Annotated in this window: 10 protein-coding genes; 7 read left to right on the forward strand and 3 right to left on the reverse strand. The window is 37.7% G+C overall.

The genetic code is table 11. The annotated features are described in order from the left end of the window. The first annotated feature begins 21 nt into the window (after nucleotides 1-21). The 7 genes from rhaT to KI430_RS02215 all read left to right on the forward strand — a co-directional run bounded on the left by rhaT (nucleotide 22) and on the right by KI430_RS02215 (nucleotide 13,239). Nucleotides 22-1,110, forward strand: coding sequence for an L-rhamnose/proton symporter RhaT (gene rhaT / locus KI430_RS02185; RefSeq protein WP_248876650.1), 1,089 nt, complete (start codon nucleotides 22-24; stop codon nucleotides 1,108-1,110). A gap of 351 nt (nucleotides 1,111-1,461) precedes the next feature. Then, nucleotides 1,462-4,503 carry a SusC/RagA family TonB-linked outer membrane protein gene (locus KI430_RS02190; RefSeq protein ID WP_248876651.1) on the forward strand — a complete coding sequence of 1,014 codons (3,042 nt, stop codon included), beginning with the start codon at nucleotides 1,462-1,464 and terminating at the stop codon, nucleotides 4,501-4,503. A 20-nt stretch (nucleotides 4,504-4,523) separates the two neighbouring features. Further along, on the forward strand, nucleotides 4,524-6,593 hold the full coding sequence (locus tag KI430_RS02195; RefSeq protein ID WP_248876652.1) for a RagB/SusD family nutrient uptake outer membrane protein: 2,070 nt from the start codon (nucleotides 4,524-4,526) through the stop codon (nucleotides 6,591-6,593). 164 nt (nucleotides 6,594-6,757) lie between these two features. Then, the gene (locus KI430_RS02200; RefSeq protein WP_248876653.1) at nucleotides 6,758-8,860 is read left to right on the forward strand and encodes a bifunctional aldolase/short-chain dehydrogenase; all 2,103 of its coding nucleotides are present in this window, start codon (nucleotides 6,758-6,760) and stop codon (nucleotides 8,858-8,860) included. Between the two features lie 256 nt (nucleotides 8,861-9,116). Further along, nucleotides 9,117-10,397: a sugar isomerase gene (locus KI430_RS02205; protein ID WP_248876654.1), complete on the forward strand. Its 1,281-nt coding sequence runs from the start codon at nucleotides 9,117-9,119 to the stop codon at nucleotides 10,395-10,397. Between the two features lie 223 nt (nucleotides 10,398-10,620). Continuing rightward, nucleotides 10,621-12,006, forward strand: a complete 1,386-nt coding sequence (locus KI430_RS02210) for an FGGY-family carbohydrate kinase (protein WP_248876655.1) — start codon at nucleotides 10,621-10,623, stop codon at nucleotides 12,004-12,006. Nucleotides 12,007-12,087: 81 nt separating this feature from the next. After that, a complete protein-coding gene (locus KI430_RS02215; RefSeq protein ID WP_248876656.1) occupies nucleotides 12,088-13,239 on the forward strand; it encodes an alpha-hydroxy acid oxidase in 1,152 nt (383 codons plus the stop codon). A gap of 119 nt (nucleotides 13,240-13,358) precedes the next feature. On the opposite strand, the gene KI430_RS02220 is transcribed toward KI430_RS02215, so the two are convergent. The 3 genes from KI430_RS02220 to KI430_RS02230 all read right to left on the reverse strand — a co-directional run bounded on the left by KI430_RS02220 (nucleotide 13,359) and on the right by KI430_RS02230 (nucleotide 18,180). Beyond that, nucleotides 13,359-14,405, reverse strand: coding sequence for a GntR family transcriptional regulator (locus KI430_RS02220; RefSeq protein ID WP_248876657.1), 1,047 nt, complete (start codon nucleotides 14,403-14,405; stop codon nucleotides 13,359-13,361). A gap of 121 nt (nucleotides 14,406-14,526) precedes the next feature. Beyond that, entirely contained in the window at nucleotides 14,527-15,915 is a 1,389-nt protein-coding gene (locus KI430_RS02225; RefSeq protein ID WP_248876658.1) for a polysaccharide lyase family 1 protein, read from the reverse strand. A 129-nt stretch (nucleotides 15,916-16,044) separates the two neighbouring features. Then, on the reverse strand, nucleotides 16,045-18,180 hold the full coding sequence (locus KI430_RS02230; RefSeq protein ID WP_248876659.1) for a hypothetical protein: 2,136 nt from the start codon (nucleotides 18,178-18,180) through the stop codon (nucleotides 16,045-16,047). Nucleotides 18,181-18,324: the final 144 nt, after the last annotated feature.

The following is an 18,324-nucleotide window of genomic DNA, read 5'->3' on the forward strand; positions in this document are numbered from 1 at the left end:
TTCAATCGATAAGATAATATTATGAATGCATTACTAGGAGTTATTTTTCATTTTTTAGGAGGTTTTTCATCTGGCAGTTTTTATTTGCCTTACAAAAAAGTTAAAGGCTGGCAATGGGAAACTTTTTGGTTGATTGGTGGTGTGTTTTCCTGGATTATTGTTCCGCCGCTGGCTGCATTTCTTACTATTCCTGATTTTTGGGAAATTATTCAAAATGAGAGTTCATCGATTTTAGGATTGACATTTTTGTTCGGTGCGCTTTGGGGAATTGGTGGTTTTATGTATGGATTAGGCGTTCGTTATTTGGGCGTTGCTTTGGGAAGCAGTATTATGTTAGGATTGACGATGGTAATTGGTTCGCTTCTTCCTTCCATTTTTTATGAATTCTATCCACAAGCAGGAAAAGACAACATCGGTTTGATGCTTTCCAGCGATTGGGGGAAAATGGTTCTTTTAGGATTGTTGATTTGTGTTGTCGGAATTATAATCAGCGGTAAAGCTGGTGTAATGAAGGACAACGAACTTCAAACTAATTTTATTGATCCGCACGGAGCGGAAGTGAAAACAGAATATAAATTTGGTTTGGGGTTAATCGTAGCCATTATTTCAGGAGTTCTGAGTGCTTGTTTTAATTTTGGATTGGAAGCAGGAAAACCAATGGCACACGTAGCCAACGAAGCTTGGAAATTAGCCAATCCAAATCAAGGAGAATTTCTTTTTCAGAATAATGTAACTTATGTGGTTGTGCTTTGGGGCGGAATGGCTTCTAATCTTATTGGATGTCTTTATCTTTCATTTAAAAATAAATCTTACACGGACTATACCAAGAAAAATGTCCCATTTTTAAAGAATATTATTTTCTGTGCATTAGCCGGAACTATGTGGTTTTTGCAATTTTTCTTCTACGGTATGGGCGAAAGTAAGATGGGAAATGGACCTAGTTCGTGGATTTTACATATGGCGTTCATCATTTTGATTGCCAATCTTTGGGGCGTTATCATTAAAGAATGGAAAGGTGTTTCCAGAAAAACTATCTCAACTATTGTATTGGGAATGTTGGTAATGTTTATTTCTATACTCATCGTAGGATATGGTAATTCTTTACGATAAAATCAAATATTAATTCTATAATTTTCTCATTCAATATTCTTATTATTTTCAATTAAAATTGAATTAACATCGAACACTGACAAAAATCAGTGTTTTTGTTTTTAAGTATTAATTTTTGAAAATCAGCATAATAAAATAGTGAAATTCTATTATTTAATATGATTAATTATTTTTCATTTATTTGATATTATTTTTATTGATATTGTATTGATTGTCGATTTTTAAAGTAAATAAGGCTTTAAAATTATGATAAATTAATAATTTGATAATGCAGGATATGACAGGATGCTGAAAGTTTTGTAAGCATGTACATTTCGGTCATAATAATTAAATATTAAAAAAACTTAATATATGTCATTGATAATTAAACACAAGAATGTGAAGAGAATTGTTTTTCCGGCTTTTCTGCTTTCATCTCATTTGCTCTTGTCACAACAGGTTGCAAATGATAGTACAAAAATTAGTACTAAAGATATTGATGAGGTCGTTGTCATCGGGTATGGAACGGTTAAAAAATCTGACCTTACAGGTTCTGTATCTTCTGTTTCAGCAAAAGACCTGGCAGCAACTCCGGCAATGAATGCTCTACAGGCTTTACAAGGTAGAGCGGCAGGTTTGAACATTGTAACTGCAAGTGGTGCGCCTGGTGCAACTGCCAACGTAACCATCCGTGGTGGTGCATCTATTACACAGGGAACAGAACCACTTTATATTGTGGATGGTTTCCAACTAGACAACGCTCTAAACGTCATCAATCCTAATGATATAGAAAGTATTGACGTTTTAAAAGGTGCTTCTGCTATTGCGATTTATGGTGCGCGTGGTTCCAATGGTATCATTGTTATCAAAACGAAGGGCGGTAAGAAAGGAAAAACCATTATCAATTATAATAATTTTACATCGTTTGATACATTATCCAAAAAACTGGACATGTTGTCTAATGCAGAAGATTATGTAAAATACCAGTACGAGATGGCTAATCTGGCTGGAAGAACTGCACAGTGGAGTAATATATTTAATAATAATTTATCACCGGATTCGCCGGGTTTCTATACAGGCGTATATAACACAATAAGTGAAAGATATGCTAATGCTTCCACACTTGACTGGCAGGACAAAATGCTTGGCGGGTCTGGGGTAACTACGAACCATAACTTTAATTTTTCTGTTGGAACTGAAAAAACGCAAGCCTTCGTAAGTTATAACTACAACAAGCAGGACGGTTTGCTTGACAACTTTAGCGAGACTAGAAACTCGCTGAGAGCAAATATTAAATCCGAATTGTACAAGGGCATTAGGGTAGATTTCAATTCTGTATTCAATACCAATTCCTTAAATGGTGGCGGTGCTTATTCTGGGATGAAAAAGATATTACTACAGCCGATTATTGGTGGAACACGTTTCAGCCTGAATCAGCTTTTCAATACACAGACTTATGGTGACTTTGCAGCTTTGGATCCAAGTTATGATACTGAGAATCCATTTATCGAACTTCAAGCATCTACCTCCAATGCCCGCAATAGAAATTTTGTGGCTAATGCAGGTGTGGAGATCGATTTTCTTAAAAATTTCACCTTCAGAACGGCAGGACAGTATAACTGGAGAAGCGTTAAATCGACTTCTTTCTCCGATGAAAATTCAAGAGCCAATCTTACAGACCCAACGACTACAGGTATCAACGGGAAGATCGGAAACAGCGAATCTTATGGCTATCAGATAACTAATACGGTGACTTATAACAATACTTTTGGAGATAAACATACCATTAATGCATTGATAGGCCAGGAAGTCGTTTACTCACAGTCAGAAAGTAATAATATGACTTTGATAAAATTTCCTTTTCCCAACTTCGGACTAGACGATATTTCCACTGCAACCGTTTCCGACAAATCTACAGATAGAAGTAGCAACAGTTTATTATCCTACTTTGGAAGGGTAAACTATAATTACGATAACAGATATTTATTAACCGCAACCATTAGACGAGATGGATCGTCAAAGTTTGGACCGAATAATAAATGGGGAACTTTTCCATCTGTAGCTGCAGCTTGGAGAGCGTCTCAGGAAGGTTTTTGGCAGAATTCTAAAATAACAAATGTTATTAATGATTTGAAATTCAGATTCGAGTATGGTGTGACTGGGAATAATGACATCGGAAATAATCTCTTCCTCACGACCTATTCTATAACAGATTATCCAATGAATAACACACCAGGAAATCCAGTGTACGTTACAAGCTCTAATCTTGGAAATCCTTCTCTAAGATGGGAAGAAATGAAAACTACCAATGTTGGTGTTGATCTGGGACTATTTAATAACAGAATCAAACTGACGTCTGAATGGTATAATAATATTGTAGACGGAATGCTGATGTCAGCTGTTCTTCCAGCGTCATCAGGGTACTCAAGACAATATCAGAATATTGGAAGTATGAGAAACAGAGGTATAGAATTTACTTTGAATACTATTAACTTAAAATCAGACGACTTCAGATGGACAACAGATTTCAACATTGGGCATAACCGTTCCAAGGTTCTTTCTTTAGAAAAAGGAAGAGATTCCAGAACCTTCAGTGTGGGAAGTAACAGAGCAGGAGTTGTAACCTATTATGCGACAGTTGGGGAGCAGCTTGGTGAGATGTATGGTTACGTTTATCAAGGTATTTACACTACAGACGATTTTACCCAAAATGCCAATGGAACTCTAACACTCAAAGATGGAGTAGTAAAACCGGCAACTGGAACGCCAAAACCTGGAGATATCAAGTTCGCTGCAGATAACGAAGCAGGCGATCAGTTTACAAGAAAAATGGTGAAAATTGGAGATGCGACGCCTGACTTCATTGGAGGTATCAGTAATAACTTCTCATACAAAGGTTTTGATTTGGCCGTGTTTATGAAGTTCAGCGTTGGAGGTGACGTTTATAATGCAACTAAACATAGTTTAAGTCCATATGCTTTGTTCCAAAACGTTCCATCGGAATTCGGAACTAACTTCTATCATTTGATTGACCCCAACACAGGACAACAGACCATGAACCTGGCAAGGCTGAAAGAACTAAATCCAAATGAAGATTCTCGTCTTTGGAGCCTTAGCAATACCAATACACAGACCATTACTTATCCTTCATCTTATTATGTAGAGGATGGTTCTTATCTTAGAATTGCACAGTTGACTTTAGGATATTCTTTACCAAAAAGTTTCCTGAGAGACATTATGGTGACTAATGCCAGAATATATGTTACGGTTAATAATCTTGCCACCATTACAGGTTATTCAGGTTTTGACCCGGAGGTTTCCGCTGCAAGTGGAGTAGCTGTAACTCCTGGTTATGACAGTTCTACATTTCCAAGGTCAAGAAGTTACGTTCTTGGAATTAATTTAACGTTTTAATTTTTTTAAATTGATTTAAAATGAAAAATATATTTAATCAACATAGATTTATAAAAAAAATGGTGGTAATGTCTTCAGTTGTTATAACTGTTCTTGCTACCAATTCCTGCAGCGATGATTTCCTGGATCAGCCTTCTTACAACAATACAGATTCTAATAAGGTTTTTGAAAATTTACAGAGTGCGGAAATGTTTGTTTTGGGATGTTACAGAGGTCTTGTTCCTGCAGAGATGTTCTATCAGCTTGGTGCAGGCGATACGGTAAACCATTCGCTGGAGGCACTTAATAATTCAAAATATAATATCGGAAACTATAATTATGATGCCTATACACCTTTTACCGTAACAGGAATTTACTCTGCTATGTATGCTGTTATAGAGCGTACTAATATTGCAGTTTATCAACTGGGAAAAATGGCAGCAAGTGAGAAGAGGGATGCCTTGATAGGAGAGGCTAAGTCGATTCGGGCATTTTGTTATTATAATCTTATCAGGATTTATGGCGATGTACCTTCGGTATTCGAGCCATTGGAAACATTAGACCCAAATGATGAAAATACGTTCTATCCAAAACGTGCATCACGTGACCAAATTTATGATAGGATTGTAGGTGATTTGCAGGAAGCTGCAGTCAATGTACCTACCTTAGCAGCAAGCGGATATGGAACTACTGAACGTTTGTCAAAAGAAGGTGTCAATGCTTTATTAGCTAAAATTGCGCTTTACGCTGCTGGTTATTCACTTCGTTGGGAACTAAATACGTCTAATCCGGGTGTAGTTTCTCGCCGTTCGGATAATGCAAGAGTAAGAGAGCTGTATCAGATTGCAGATAATGCTTGCGCGGCTATCATAACAGGTGGTACTAAAAGTCTTGTACAAAGCCAAAGTGGAAAGAGTGGATTCGAAGCTCTATGGTTCAATTTTGATCGTAGGAATTTTGGTGCAGTCAATTCAGAAATGCTTTGGCATATTGCATCTCTTGGACAGAATACCAATTCTGCATTTCAGGTCTATGCACATCCTGGTTATCGTGGTGGTGTCTTTGGATCTCGTTCTTCACAACAGATGATTTTACCATCTTACTACTTGTCTTTCAATCAAAATGATACACGTAGAGATGTGACTTGTACATCTTATAGCGTTTATTTTCTGGAAAGCGGAGGTACAGGCGATACCTTTGTAGATGTAGGTACAACTTACTCTGCAATTATGCCAGGCAAGTTTAGACTGTCTTGGAGTGTGGAACCGCAGGCTGCTGCTGACAGAAACCTTAATATTCCATTGCTGAGATATGCTGATGTTCTATTGATGTATGCAGAAACTCAAAATTATCTTAATAATGGTCCTACAGCTGCTGCCAATGCTGCGTTAACAGCCGTACGTACAAGAGCTGGCATTGGTTCATTACCATTACCATCCGGGCAAGCCGACTTTTTGAAAGCTATTGTTCAGGAAAGAAAATGGGAGTTTGCAGGCGAGTTTATGCTTCGTACAGATCTTATCAGAACCAATAGTTTAACTACTGAAATCGAGGCTACTAGACAGGATATGAAAGACCTGACTAGAAGAATAGGTAAATATGCCAATGTTGCTACTTACAGACTGTACAAATTCCACAAAAATTCTCAGGTATATGGTGACCCGTTTTTAGCTTTACCTTATATTGATATCACGGATCCAACCGAAATTGCGACGATCAAAAATGTTCCTACCAGTTCAGCAAATTATGCAGCTTATCAAACTGCATTGAGAGCGATTGTGGCAGCACACGGACAGCCAACTTCAACAGAAGATAAATGGTATCCTACACAAATGTTTGAGGCTTATACCAGCACATTTAACGGAAATGCGAGAAAAGCTGTAGGGTTTGGCGCCGGATTCAACGTTTTGGGAATGGGTAATAATATGTATTCAAAAGCGTTTGGTTATGCTGAGAACGGAAATGCTTATCCTGGTTGGGTAGAGTCTGCTAATGATGGTTTATTCTTCGGATTCCAGACCAACAAAACAGAATTGTTGCCATTTGCAGCTGCGTCTGCAGGACACCCAATGATAGATAACCCAAATCTGACCCAATTACCAGGCTACTAATCTTTTACAAATTAGTAAGGTTGGATTTAATATCAATAATCTTTTGATTAATGTTGAATGTTATTTTAAATTAACTTTAAATATAAGATTCATCAGTATAGTACGGGATGCCGTTGACAATTCAACCTTCTAATTTTGAAGAAAAATTTAGAAATATAATTATAATGAATAAAGTAAAAACATTCAAATACGTAGACTATTTGTGGGATGATGAAAAAGCAGCATCTTTCGGAGATGACCAGGTTGCTTTATTTTTATACCGTTCAAACATCTTGGGGGCAGATCTTAGAATCACCAATTATGGAGGCGGAAACACAAGCTGTAAAACCATCGAGAAAGACCCTTTAACGAACGAAGAAGTTGAGGTAATGTGGGTAAAAGGTTCAGGTGGTGACATCGGAACGTTGACAAGAAAAGGGATTGCTGGTTTGTACACAGAAAGATTGAGAAATCTTAAAAATGTATATGAAGGTTTGGCAGACGAAGACAGAATGGTTGGGCTTTTCAATCACTGTATTTACGATTTGGACAGCAAAGCACCTTCAATTGATACGCCACTTCACGGACTTCTTCCATTCAAACATATCGATCACCTTCATCCGGACGCTCTAATTGCCGTAGCTGCAGCAAAAGACAGTCAGGCAGTGACTAAAGAAATCTGGGGCGATACAATGGGGTGGGTTCCTTGGCAAAAACCAGGTTTTGACTTAGGTTTACAGTTAGAAAAATGTTTAAACGATAATCCTGGAATCAGAGGAATCGTTTTGGGAAGCCACGGTCTGTTCACTTGGGGAGACACTTCTTACGAATCTTATATCAACAGTTTGGAAGTGATTGAAATGGCTTCTGAATATATCGCTAAAAAAATCGAAGAAAAAGGTCAGGTTTTTGGCGGACAAAAAGTAGAATCTTTACCAGCTGACGAACGTAAAGAAAAAGCAGCTCAGATTATGCCTTTACTAAGAGGTTTAGCTTCTTCCGAAAACAGAATGGTGGGTCATTTCACAGACAGCGATGTGGTGTTGGAATACATCAACAGTAATGATTTGGAAAGATTGGCTCCGCTTGGAACCTCTTGTCCTGATCACTTCTTAAGAACTAAGATTCAGCCTTTAGTTTTAACTTTAGATAAAAACGAAGATTTAACAGATTCTAAAGCGATTTTAGAAAAATTAAATCCACTTTTCGAGCAATACAGACAGGAATATAAAGACTATTACGAAACTTGTAAGCATCCAAACAGCCCTGCGATGCGTGATCCGAATCCGGTAATCATCATTTATCCGGGAGTGGGAATGTTCAGTTTCTCAAAAGATAAGCAAACAACACGTGTTGCAAGCGAGTTTTATGTGAACGCAATCAACGTAATGAGAGGTGCTGAAGCTATTTCTGAATACACATCATTACCAAGACAGGAAGCTTTCGACATCGAATATTGGTTATTAGAAGAGGCAAAACTTCAGAGAATGCCAAAAGAAAAACCATTGTCAAGAAAAATTGCTATCGTAACCGGAGCCGGAGGCGGAATCGGACAGGCAATTGCTGATAAAATGGTTGCTGAAGGTGCTGTTGTCGTTTATACAGATTTAAATACAGAAGCGGTAGAATCTGCAACTTCAAAATATAACAAAGACCAGGCGGTTGCTGTTCAGTGTGATGTGACGAGTGAAGAAGCGATTGCCAACGCTTTCAAAGAAACTGTTTTGGCTTTTGGTGGAGTAGATATCATCGTTCATTCAGCTGGTTTGGCGATTTCTAAATCATTGGAAGACACGACTACAAAAGACTGGGATTTGCTGGAAAATGTTTTGGTAAAAGGTCAGTTCCTGATGTCAAAAAGCGGTGTAGAAATTATGAAAAAGCAAAATTTGGGTGGCGACATCGTAAATATTGCAAGTAAAAATGGTTTGGTTGCAGGCCCAAATAACGTGGCTTACGGAACGGCAAAAGCAGCGCAACAGCATATGACGAGACTATTGGCGGCAGAATTGGCAGCAGATAAAATCCGTGTGAATGTGGTAAATCCTGACGGCGTAATCGTTGGAAGCAAAATCTGGGAAGGTTCTTGGGCAGAAGGCCGTGCAAAAGCCAACGGAATCACCGTTGAAGAATTGCCTGCATTCTACGCAAAAAGAAACCTTTTAAACGAAATTATTCTTCCGGAAGATATCGCCAACGGAGTGTTTGCCTGTGTAGCGATTTTAGATAAATCTACAGGAAATATCATCAATGTAGACGGTGGAATGGCAAATGCGTTCCCGAGATAATATTTTTGGTTGTCGGTTTTTAGTTGTCAGTTGTTAGTTTTTTAACTTTCAATTTATTTGGGCAGCTTTATCCGCCCTCCGTTCCCGCTTTTTTGTCTCCGCTTCGCTGCGACAAAAAGAGCTCCACTCAGGTCGGGCTGCGAGCGATTCGAAAGCAATTGAGGGAACGAAAATAAAATATTTAGTACTAATTTAGACAATAAATTTAGCCTTGTTAAGATTCAAAACCTAGACAAGGCTAATCAAAAATCAAAATATGATTATAGGAAAAGATATCATTGAACAAAATAATAAAAACGAGGTTGAAAATTTCAATTCAGACTTCGCATATTTATCAGATAAATTAACAAAATCAGGAGCAAACGTTTCTGAAATTGTCAACAAAATTGCTGACTTCCAAGTAGCAATTCCAAGTTGGGCTTTGGGAGCAGGCGGAACACGTTTCGGAAGATTTTCTTACGGCGGCGAGCCCTCTTCTTTAGAACAAAAATTAGATGATGTAGGATTAATTCACGCTTTAACACATTCTGCAGGAGCTATTTCATTACATATTCCTTGGGATATTCCGAGTGATGTTGCAGCGATTAAAGAAAAAGCAGCCTCTCACGGATTGATTTTCGATGCGATGAATTCAAACACATTCCAGGATCAGCCGAACGCAAAACAATCGTACAAATTTGGTTCGTTAAATGCGGTAAATGAAGATGCAAGAGCTTACGCAGTAGAGCATAACAAAGAAGTCATCAGAATCGGGAAAGAATTAGACTCAAAAAGTTTAACCGTTTGGTTGGCAGACGGAGCAAGTTTCCCGGGACAGTTGAATTTCCAGACCGCTTTGTCAAAAACTGAACAAAGTTTAAAAGAAATCTACGCAGGAATGCCGGAAGACTGGAAATTATTCATCGAATATAAACCTTACGAACCGAATTTCTATTCAACAACCATCCAGGATTGGGGAACATCTTTTATGCTGGCAAACGCTTGCGGAGATAGAGCCTATACTTTGGTAGATTTAGGTCATCATTTACCAAACTCAAACATTGAGCAAATCGTTGCAACTTTGATGTACAAAGGTAAATTAGGAGGTTTCCATTTCAACGACAGCAAATATGGAGATGATGATTTAACGGTAGGTTCCATCAAACCTTATGCATTATTCCTGATTTTCAATGAACTGGTGTACGGAATAGAGAACAATCCTCAAAACCCTTATCCGGCTTGGATGATTGATGCAAGTCACAACATCAAAGATCCGTTAGAAGATTTAATTCAGTCTTTAGAAGCGATTTTAATTGCTTATGCACAGGCACTTTTAGTTAATCAAAAAGCATTAAAAGATGCTCAGTTGAACAACGACGTGGTTCGTGCGCAGGAAATTTTGCAGAATGCTTACAGAACAGACGTGCGTCCGTTATTAAAAGCGGCAAGATTACAGACAGGTGCTGCATTAGACCCAATTGCAGCGTACAGAAACCTTAAAGTAAGAGAAACATTAATCTCTGAAAGAGGTCTGAATGTAAAAGCAACAGGATTATAAAGTCCTACCTAATATGATAGAAATAACTTTCATCTTATAATTTGAAAGTTTGAAAAATAAACCACTTATTTTTATTTTAATTAAGGGTGTTTAGGATATTAAGTTTCACTAGTAATGATTTTTCTTAATTTCTAAACACTCCTTAATTATTTTTAATTGAAAGCGTAAGATTCGGAAATTCCATTTTTATACTTTCATACAATTATTAAATTCATTTTCAGGAATGTCCAAAAAGAAAGTAACCATTGTATTTGATATTGGAAAGACCAATAAAAAATTCTTTTTATTTGATAAGAATTATCAAGAAGTTGTTAGGGAATATACAGAATTGCCTCTGACAACGGACGAAGATGGTTATCCCACAGAAGACCTTCCGGCTTTGCAAAATTGGATCAAAGAAAATTTTCATAACATCCTTGAAAATGATGAATATGAAGTAAAAGCTATTAATTTTTCCACTTACGGAGCAAGTTTTGTACATCTGGATCAAAAAGGAAATGTTCTCACGCCTTTATACAATTACACCAAACCAATGGATCAAGAGATTCTTGATCTGTTCTATGAAAAGCACGGTGACAAATTGAAAATTTCCCGTGAAACAGCTTCTCCACAAGCAGGAATGCTCAATTCCGGTTTACAGTTGTTTTGGTTAAAATATAAGCATCCTGAAGTTTTTAAGAAAATCCGTTACAGTCTGCATTTGCCACAATATTTATCCTATTTATTTACTGGAATTTGCGTGTCGGAATTTACTTCAATCGGCTGTCATACCAATCTTTGGGATTATGATAAAAATGATTACCACAATTGGGTTTATGAAGAAGAAATTGATGTTTTGTTACCACCAATTGTACCAACCTCTGCGAGTATCAATACGTCTTACAGAAATAAAAAAATTAAAATCGGTGTTGGGATCCACGATAGTTCTTCAGCATTGTTACCATACATTTTAAGCAAAAAGGATCCCTTTTTATTGTTATCAACAGGAACCTGGAGCATTTCTCTCAATCCATTTAATGATGAAAGTCTGACTGATGAAGATATCGAAAATAATTGTCTCAATTATATGCGAATCGACGGAAAACGTGTGAAAGCTTCTCGTTTTTTTATGGGAAATGAATATAGGATTCAGGTTGAGAAGTTGTGTACTTACTATGGCAAAGAATATGGGGCTCACAGAGAAGTTCAGTTTGATCAGGATTTGTATCTACATTTGATGAAGCACAAAGCGGTTTATTTCCGTTTCGAAGGTATTATTTTGAAAAGAAAAATGATTACAGAAACCGACCTGAATTCGTTTTCAACATTTGAAGAAGCTTATCATCAACTGATGATAGAACTGATGGATTTACAGATTCACACAATAACGAATGCTATTGGAAACTCAGAAATCAAAAATATTTATATCGATGGCGGATTCACGGATAATGATGTCTTTATGAAGCTGATGTCGCATCATTTCCAGCATTACAATGTGATGTCCACGCATTCTCCGCTTGGGTCAGCTTTGGGTGCTTCGATGGTCATCTCGAATAAGAAAATAGACGAAACATTTCTACAGCAACATTATCAGATGAAAGTGCTTCAACCGTTAATTTTTAATCTATAAATTTTGTTGTTGGTTAATAGTTGTCAGTTGATAGCAAATCTCAAAAACCAACAACAATCAACCAACAACCACCAACCAATTATGTCATTTCCATTTGATACCAAATATGCATCGCTTGAACTTTTAATTGAAAAGGCAAAAAAAAGAATGCCTCGTTTCGCTTTCGAATATCTGGATGGCGGTTGTAATGAGAATATTAATCGAGATAGAAATACAACTGAATTAAGAGAAGTTTTACTTCGTCCGCGCTATTTGGATAACAATTTTGCTGAAGCCAATATGGAAACGGAATTATTTGGTGTCAAATATTCTGCACCATTCGGGATTTCACCTGTTGGATTGCAAGGTTTGATGTGGCCCAATGCTCCGGAGATTTTGGCGAAAGCCGCTTTCAAACATAATATTCCATTCATTCTAAGTACCGTTACAACAAGCAGTATCGAAAGAATTGCTGAATTGACCGAAGGAAAAGCGTGGTATCAGTTATATCATCCAAGAGAAGAATGGTTACGTGACGACATTCTAAATCGTTGCGAAGCTTCTGGTTATGATGTGCTTTGCGTATTGTCCGATGTTCCGACGTTTGGTTACAGAGCCAAGGAAATCCGAAATGGTTTGGCAATGCCTCCTCAATTGAATTTCAGAAATGTTTCTCAGGCTTTGGCAAAACCTCAATGGTGTCTTGAAATGCTGAAACACGGTGTTCCGAGTTTCAAAACGATGGATAAGTATATGGATAATAATATGAACGTGAAACAGTTGGGACAGTTTATGAACTCGACTTTTTCCGGCAGATTGAATTCAGATAGATTAAAACAAATCCGTGATAAATGGAAGGGAAAATTAGTGATTAAAGGTGTTGCTTCCGATGAAGATGCGGCGGAAGCTGTTCGTCTCGGTTTCGACGGAATGATTATTTCCAACCACGGTGGAAGGCAGTTGGACGCTGGGGAATCTACAATTGCTGTGGTAAAAGAAATCAGTGAAAAATATAAAAATCAAATCAAAGTAATGATGGACAGCGGTGTGAGAACCGGTCCTGATGTGGCGCGTGCCTTGAGTTGTGGCGCCGAATTTACCTTTATGGGCAGAACGTTTATGTACGCTGTAGGTGCTTTAGGAGAAAAGGGCGGTGATCATATTATCGAGATGCTCAAGATGCAATTCCGACAAGTGATGGAGCAGGTTTGCTGTGAGAAACCTGAAGATTTACAAAATTTCAGAGTAAAATAATTAGTTGTTTGTTTAAGTTTATTCTACTCAGACGGGCTTTATCAAGTCCGTTTTTTTGTCTAAATTCAAGAGAATTCTAGAATAGAATTGGAGTTGAGCTCCGTAGGATCAGAACAAAATCACAGAGATTCTCTCTCAATAAATTTGAAAACATTATTCACCTGTTCTTTTTTATTTTTCAAAACCATATAAGCTGCAGACTCTGCCATCGCTTTGAAATCCGTTGTGACGACGGTGATTCCCAATAGTTCTTTCAGAGGTGTTTCGTTATAGGAAATAATGCCAATGTCTTCACCTAATTTCAGATTTTTCTGTCGGATTTGCTTAACAAGATTTACCAAATCGCGCTCTTGGATGGTGATGAAAAGGTCTTTATCCTGCAGTTCCATATCAGGGTAAACTTCGTCCAGAATTTCATAGTCCAGTTTATAATCTTTGCAGAATTGTTCAAACCCGTGAACAATGCGGAAAGGGTAGGGATGAACCGATTTTGCAGGATAAACCAGAATCAGTTTTTCATATTTTTTTATTTTTTCAAGACCTTCCTTTAATGCGTTGTAAATATCGTGCTCAAAATCCTGAAAAATCGTTCCGTATTCGCCGGAGATATTCGGTTTGGTATTATCCAGAAGCAGAAGTTTGTTCTTCGGGATTTTTTCGATGATGTCAATAACTTCTTTTGTAGAGCTTGTATGCTTGGAGTTTTCGTCGCGGAAGTGCGGCATTATCACATAATAATCATAGACGCCGAGATTCTTTTTCAAGGCATTGATGAAGAGTGTTTCGTCGCAGTGATAAATATACATTTCCACATTACCTTTACTGCCAATCGCATCCACAAAATAATTATAAATCATCATTTTGTAAGTACTGGACTTATTAATCAGAAAAAAGATGTTGATGCTGTCACTCTTATTGATTCTCGAGATGTAGTAACCTTTCCCTTTTACAGACTCGATGATTTGTCTTTTTCTTAGTTCTTTGTAAGCCTTTTCCACCGTGTCTCTAGAGAGAAAACAGGATTCACTCAGCTCATTGATGGACGGGATTTTTTCCCCGATTTTGATGTCTCCGGCGTCAATTCCATTAAGTATAGAGTCCACAATCTGTTTATATTTTGGCACTCTGGAATTTTCATTGATTTGAATTTCTAATATTTCAGACATCGGATTAAGCAATGTTAATGTTTTATGTTGATAAATTCAATTTGGGTTATTAGTGTTTCAAAATCTAAGACAAGTTACAAATTTTATATCAATTGGTTAAATTTCTATTTTAATTAAATGATTAACGCACCAAGTCATTGACATAAACTTCGATATTGAGATAATTGCTTTGCGTTTTATTGAATTTCAATGCATCAGATGAATCATTAGGATCAAGTCCCATTTTCAGTTCAGCAACATCGGGAATGCCATCAGAATCCGAATCTTTCAAAGCATCAATCTTTAGGAAATCGTCAATGCCATTATTGCTTAGCGGCAAATCATTTTCGGTGAAAACATAGATTCCCTTTTTTCCCAAGGATTGAACTTCCGAAATAATCAACTCATCGACATCATCACGTTTTGGAAAGCTGGCGCCGGCATTTTTGATGACATCATCAAACGCCTGCGTAGCAGATAAATCTGTTTTTGCAAAAGGATATTGAAATGGTGAATCCATAAAAACAACAGGCGTTTCACCCGGAAAACCTTCGGAATTATGAGGAACCAATTGACCATCCAAAATGCCGTTTTTATTGTTGTCAAAATAATTCCCGGATTCATAAAGATGAAAAGTGTTTGTTCCTCTGCTGAACGGTGTTTTACGGTCTTCCAAAGTCAGTGGTCCCCCTATAAAATAATTGTTGATGATATTAACTTCAGATTTCTGCACAGAACCGCCCATAATGTAGCCATCACCCGAAACGGTATGACCGTTCTTGTTGCCAAGATTTCCGAAATTGTAAATGATATTATTGACAAACTCATTTTTACCCTTCACTTTCGGATTACGGGTTTTGTTGCTGGCATAAAGTGATTTGATAATGCTAATGCTACCATTCGTCTGAATCAATCCACCTGCCGAATGATTATAGAGATGCAATCCCTGCGCAATAATCGAATTCTGAAGCGTAATACTGTCAGGTTCTGTGCCGCGCTTGTCCCAGTTGATGGAAAAAACCTCGTCCATTGACCAGGAAATTGAAAGATGGTCTAGCATTATATTTTTACCGTTCGATATTCCGGAAGCATCGGTATTATTGGATGGTTTATTCTTATTCCCGAGACGTATTTTCAAATATCTGGCAATGGTATCATCGGCTCCGCTGAAAGACACTTTTTCACCATAGAGAAAAATACCTTTTCCCGGCGCGGTCTGTCCCGCAATTGTAATGTTTTTAGAAACCGTAACCGGACTTTTCAACTCGACAATTCCATCAACAGAGAAAACTACAAATCGCCCGGGCTGGCTCACAGCGTCGCGAAAAGAACCTTTACCACGATCATTCAGATTGCTAACAATATAAACTTCTGGTTTTGCTGACGCTCTCGCACCTTTTGCAAATTTTCCAAAACCTTCCGCTCCGGGGAAAGCAATCGTTTTTGGACGGATTGTCCTGGCATTCTCAAGATTTTGGGATTGACAACAAATAGATAAATACGAAATGACGATAATTGCTATTTTTTTCATAACTGATAATAGATGAACAAGTTATTATCTTAACCTTATTAAATCGTCCTGCACTGTGCTGTAAATAAAAAGTCTGCCATTGCTGACAGACTTCAAATTAAAAATATGAACGTAAAATTAAAGTAATATTTAAGGCATCTTTTTGAACCCTTCCGCTTTTATTTTCCAGGTTCCGTCTTTCGGGAAACCGGGAAATTGTCCTGTAGAATTATCCCAACCTTCCAGCATCATTGCAACGGTCGTCAGAATACCACCATTTCCGGGAAGATAAATTCTCAGTCTACCATCCTGAAAATTATGTCCGTTCTTAAGGTATGTATTGGTCTGAACATCCATAAATAAAGCATCCAACGCTTTGTTCGGAAGTCCTAGTCTCGCTGCATTCATTGCTGTCATCGGGAAATCCCAACCCCACGTGTGACCCCAGTTCCATCTGTCCCAAACGATGTCGAGCGTGTTTTTCATTATTTTTTTATCCAATTTCGGAGATTCGGGAACCATTCCCAAAGCTCCTAAAACTGCAGGATGATCGGTCATCCATTTTGGAAATGTGAAAGAATCTTTCGCCGATTCTGTCGATAAATAGACTCCATCCTGAACCGGAAGCGGAGCTAATTTATTAATCACATCATCCCACTTTTTATCTCTCGACTCTCCTAATCTTTCTTTCCATTTTTGCGCCACTTTCAACGCCCAGTCCCAGTACGCAACTTCATAAGTCGGGTTAAAAGTATCTTTCGCGGGGAAAACTTCCTGTGCTGGAATGACACCTTTTCCTAAGTTGTAACGGTTTTTTTCTTTATCATAAGTTGCATAATCAGCCATAAATTCTGCTGTTGCAAAAACCAGATCCTTATATTTTTCCAACACTTTTTTGTCTTTGTTGTGACGGTACAAAAGTTCGGTCATATAAATCAAATGCGGTTGTTCCCAGATCAGAAATGCGGCTACGGAAGACGGACTTTCATTACCATCATTATCAGACATTTTAATCCAGCGAACACCTTTATAGCCTTGTCTTTCCGCTAATTTTTTTGCTTTTTCAAACGACCTGAAATAATAATCCAGCTGTTTTTCCAGAATCTCCGGTCTTCCCCACAACGCGAAATGAACGCCGTGCCACCAGTGCATTTCTGTGTGTGGTTTTCCGTACCAGCTGTTAAATGTTAAACCTGTTTCCTGCGGCGGATTGCTTCCTCCGCACTGAACTTTTGTTAAATATTCTGACAAAACAATTCTGCGCTCCAGTTCGTTGGCTCTTTTATCCGTACTTCCTTCAAAATCGACAGCTGCACCGCTTTCCCAAAAGTTTTTCCAACCTGAAATACTTTCTTTTTCAGCATCAGCAAATAAACTTTTACTTGATTTTTGATTTTTCTCTGAAAACTCAACAGTCAATTCAACCGTTTTGTTTTTTGATGAAGGTTCGTAAACGAAATAATGTTTGCCTGCTTCACTTAATTTTCCATCGGTAAAATACATTTGCGTAAAATAATCCGCAGTCTGCAACTGATGCTCAATTAATCCCTGTGTTGAGTTTGATGAAACAATTTTTGTCGAATGTTTATCTGTGTTTCCGTAGAAAGCCGCTTCATCCAAAAACTGTCCGCTTGGATAAGGATATTTTATAAAAACTTTGAGTCTCTTTTGCTTTACCAAATCCGATTCGATTTTAACACCAATTTTATCTGAATTTTGGAAAGAAGCCGTCCAGACTTTTACAGGAGTTCCTTCTAAAGAAAATTCACTGGTGATAATTCCCGTCCACAAATCAATTTTCTGATTGATATTCTGTAAATCTGCAACCTGTGCTTTTTGTCCGTTCTTTTTAATCAGTTCAATCCCAACATTCCCCAACTGCAGACGATGTTGATTGACTCTGAAATATTCAACTGCCTTTTTGTTGCGTTCCGGTTCCTTGATTTGAACACTGTACAACGCTTTTCTTCCGTCATTATTAAAATCGTAAGGCTTTAAAGTCTCCTCGAATTTGAAATTTTCGGTATTCGGAAAACTGTTCCAGCCCCATTCTGACTGCGTTCCCAAAGAAACCCCGTTTTTGTAATATTCAGGGAACGACTGCATTCCGGTGATGTCAACCGTGTAAGCAAATTTTCCGTTTCCAACCGTCAAAGTTGATAAAGTATCTGCTTTTACATTGACGATATTATGTCGCTGAACGACTTTTTTACGGTCGATTTTCTGAGCATTCAGGGACGAAAGCTCGATGCAGAAAAGACTCAGATATATTGCAATTTTCTTCATTTTAAATTTTTATTTTATGTTTTCACGTTTGTCATTCTGAACATAAACCGAAGGTTTACGAACGTAGTTCAGTGAAGAATCTCAATTTTCCAATAGATTTCTCGTTCCTCGGAATGACAAACCGTCAACTATATTTTATTTATC

Origin of the sequence: Epilithonimonas zeae (genome assembly GCF_023278365.1) — a bacterium.
Classification (GTDB): domain Bacteria; phylum Bacteroidota; class Bacteroidia; order Flavobacteriales; family Weeksellaceae; genus Epilithonimonas; species Epilithonimonas zeae_A.

What these genes read in the sequence shown, in the direction of transcription:
- KI430_RS02225 (WP_248876658.1), bottom strand. Translation starts at nt 15,915, where the DNA reads ATGAAAAAAATAGCAATTATCGTCATTTCGTATTTATCTATTTGTTGT.
- KI430_RS02195 (WP_248876652.1), top strand. Translation starts at nt 4,524, where the DNA reads ATGAAAAATATATTTAATCAACATAGATTTATAAAAAAAATGGTGGTA.
- rhaT (WP_248876650.1), top strand. Translation starts at nt 22, where the DNA reads ATGAATGCATTACTAGGAGTTATTTTTCATTTTTTAGGAGGTTTTTCA.
- KI430_RS02210 (WP_248876655.1), top strand. Translation starts at nt 10,621, where the DNA reads ATGTCCAAAAAGAAAGTAACCATTGTATTTGATATTGGAAAGACCAAT.
- KI430_RS02200 (WP_248876653.1), top strand. Translation starts at nt 6,758, where the DNA reads ATGAATAAAGTAAAAACATTCAAATACGTAGACTATTTGTGGGATGAT.
- KI430_RS02215 (WP_248876656.1), top strand. Translation starts at nt 12,088, where the DNA reads ATGTCATTTCCATTTGATACCAAATATGCATCGCTTGAACTTTTAATT.
- KI430_RS02220 (WP_248876657.1), bottom strand. Translation starts at nt 14,405, where the DNA reads ATGTCTGAAATATTAGAAATTCAAATCAATGAAAATTCCAGAGTGCCA.
- KI430_RS02205 (WP_248876654.1), top strand. Translation starts at nt 9,117, where the DNA reads ATGATTATAGGAAAAGATATCATTGAACAAAATAATAAAAACGAGGTT.
- KI430_RS02230 (WP_248876659.1), bottom strand. Translation starts at nt 18,180, where the DNA reads ATGAAGAAAATTGCAATATATCTGAGTCTTTTCTGCATCGAGCTTTCG.
- KI430_RS02190 (WP_248876651.1), top strand. Translation starts at nt 1,462, where the DNA reads ATGTCATTGATAATTAAACACAAGAATGTGAAGAGAATTGTTTTTCCG.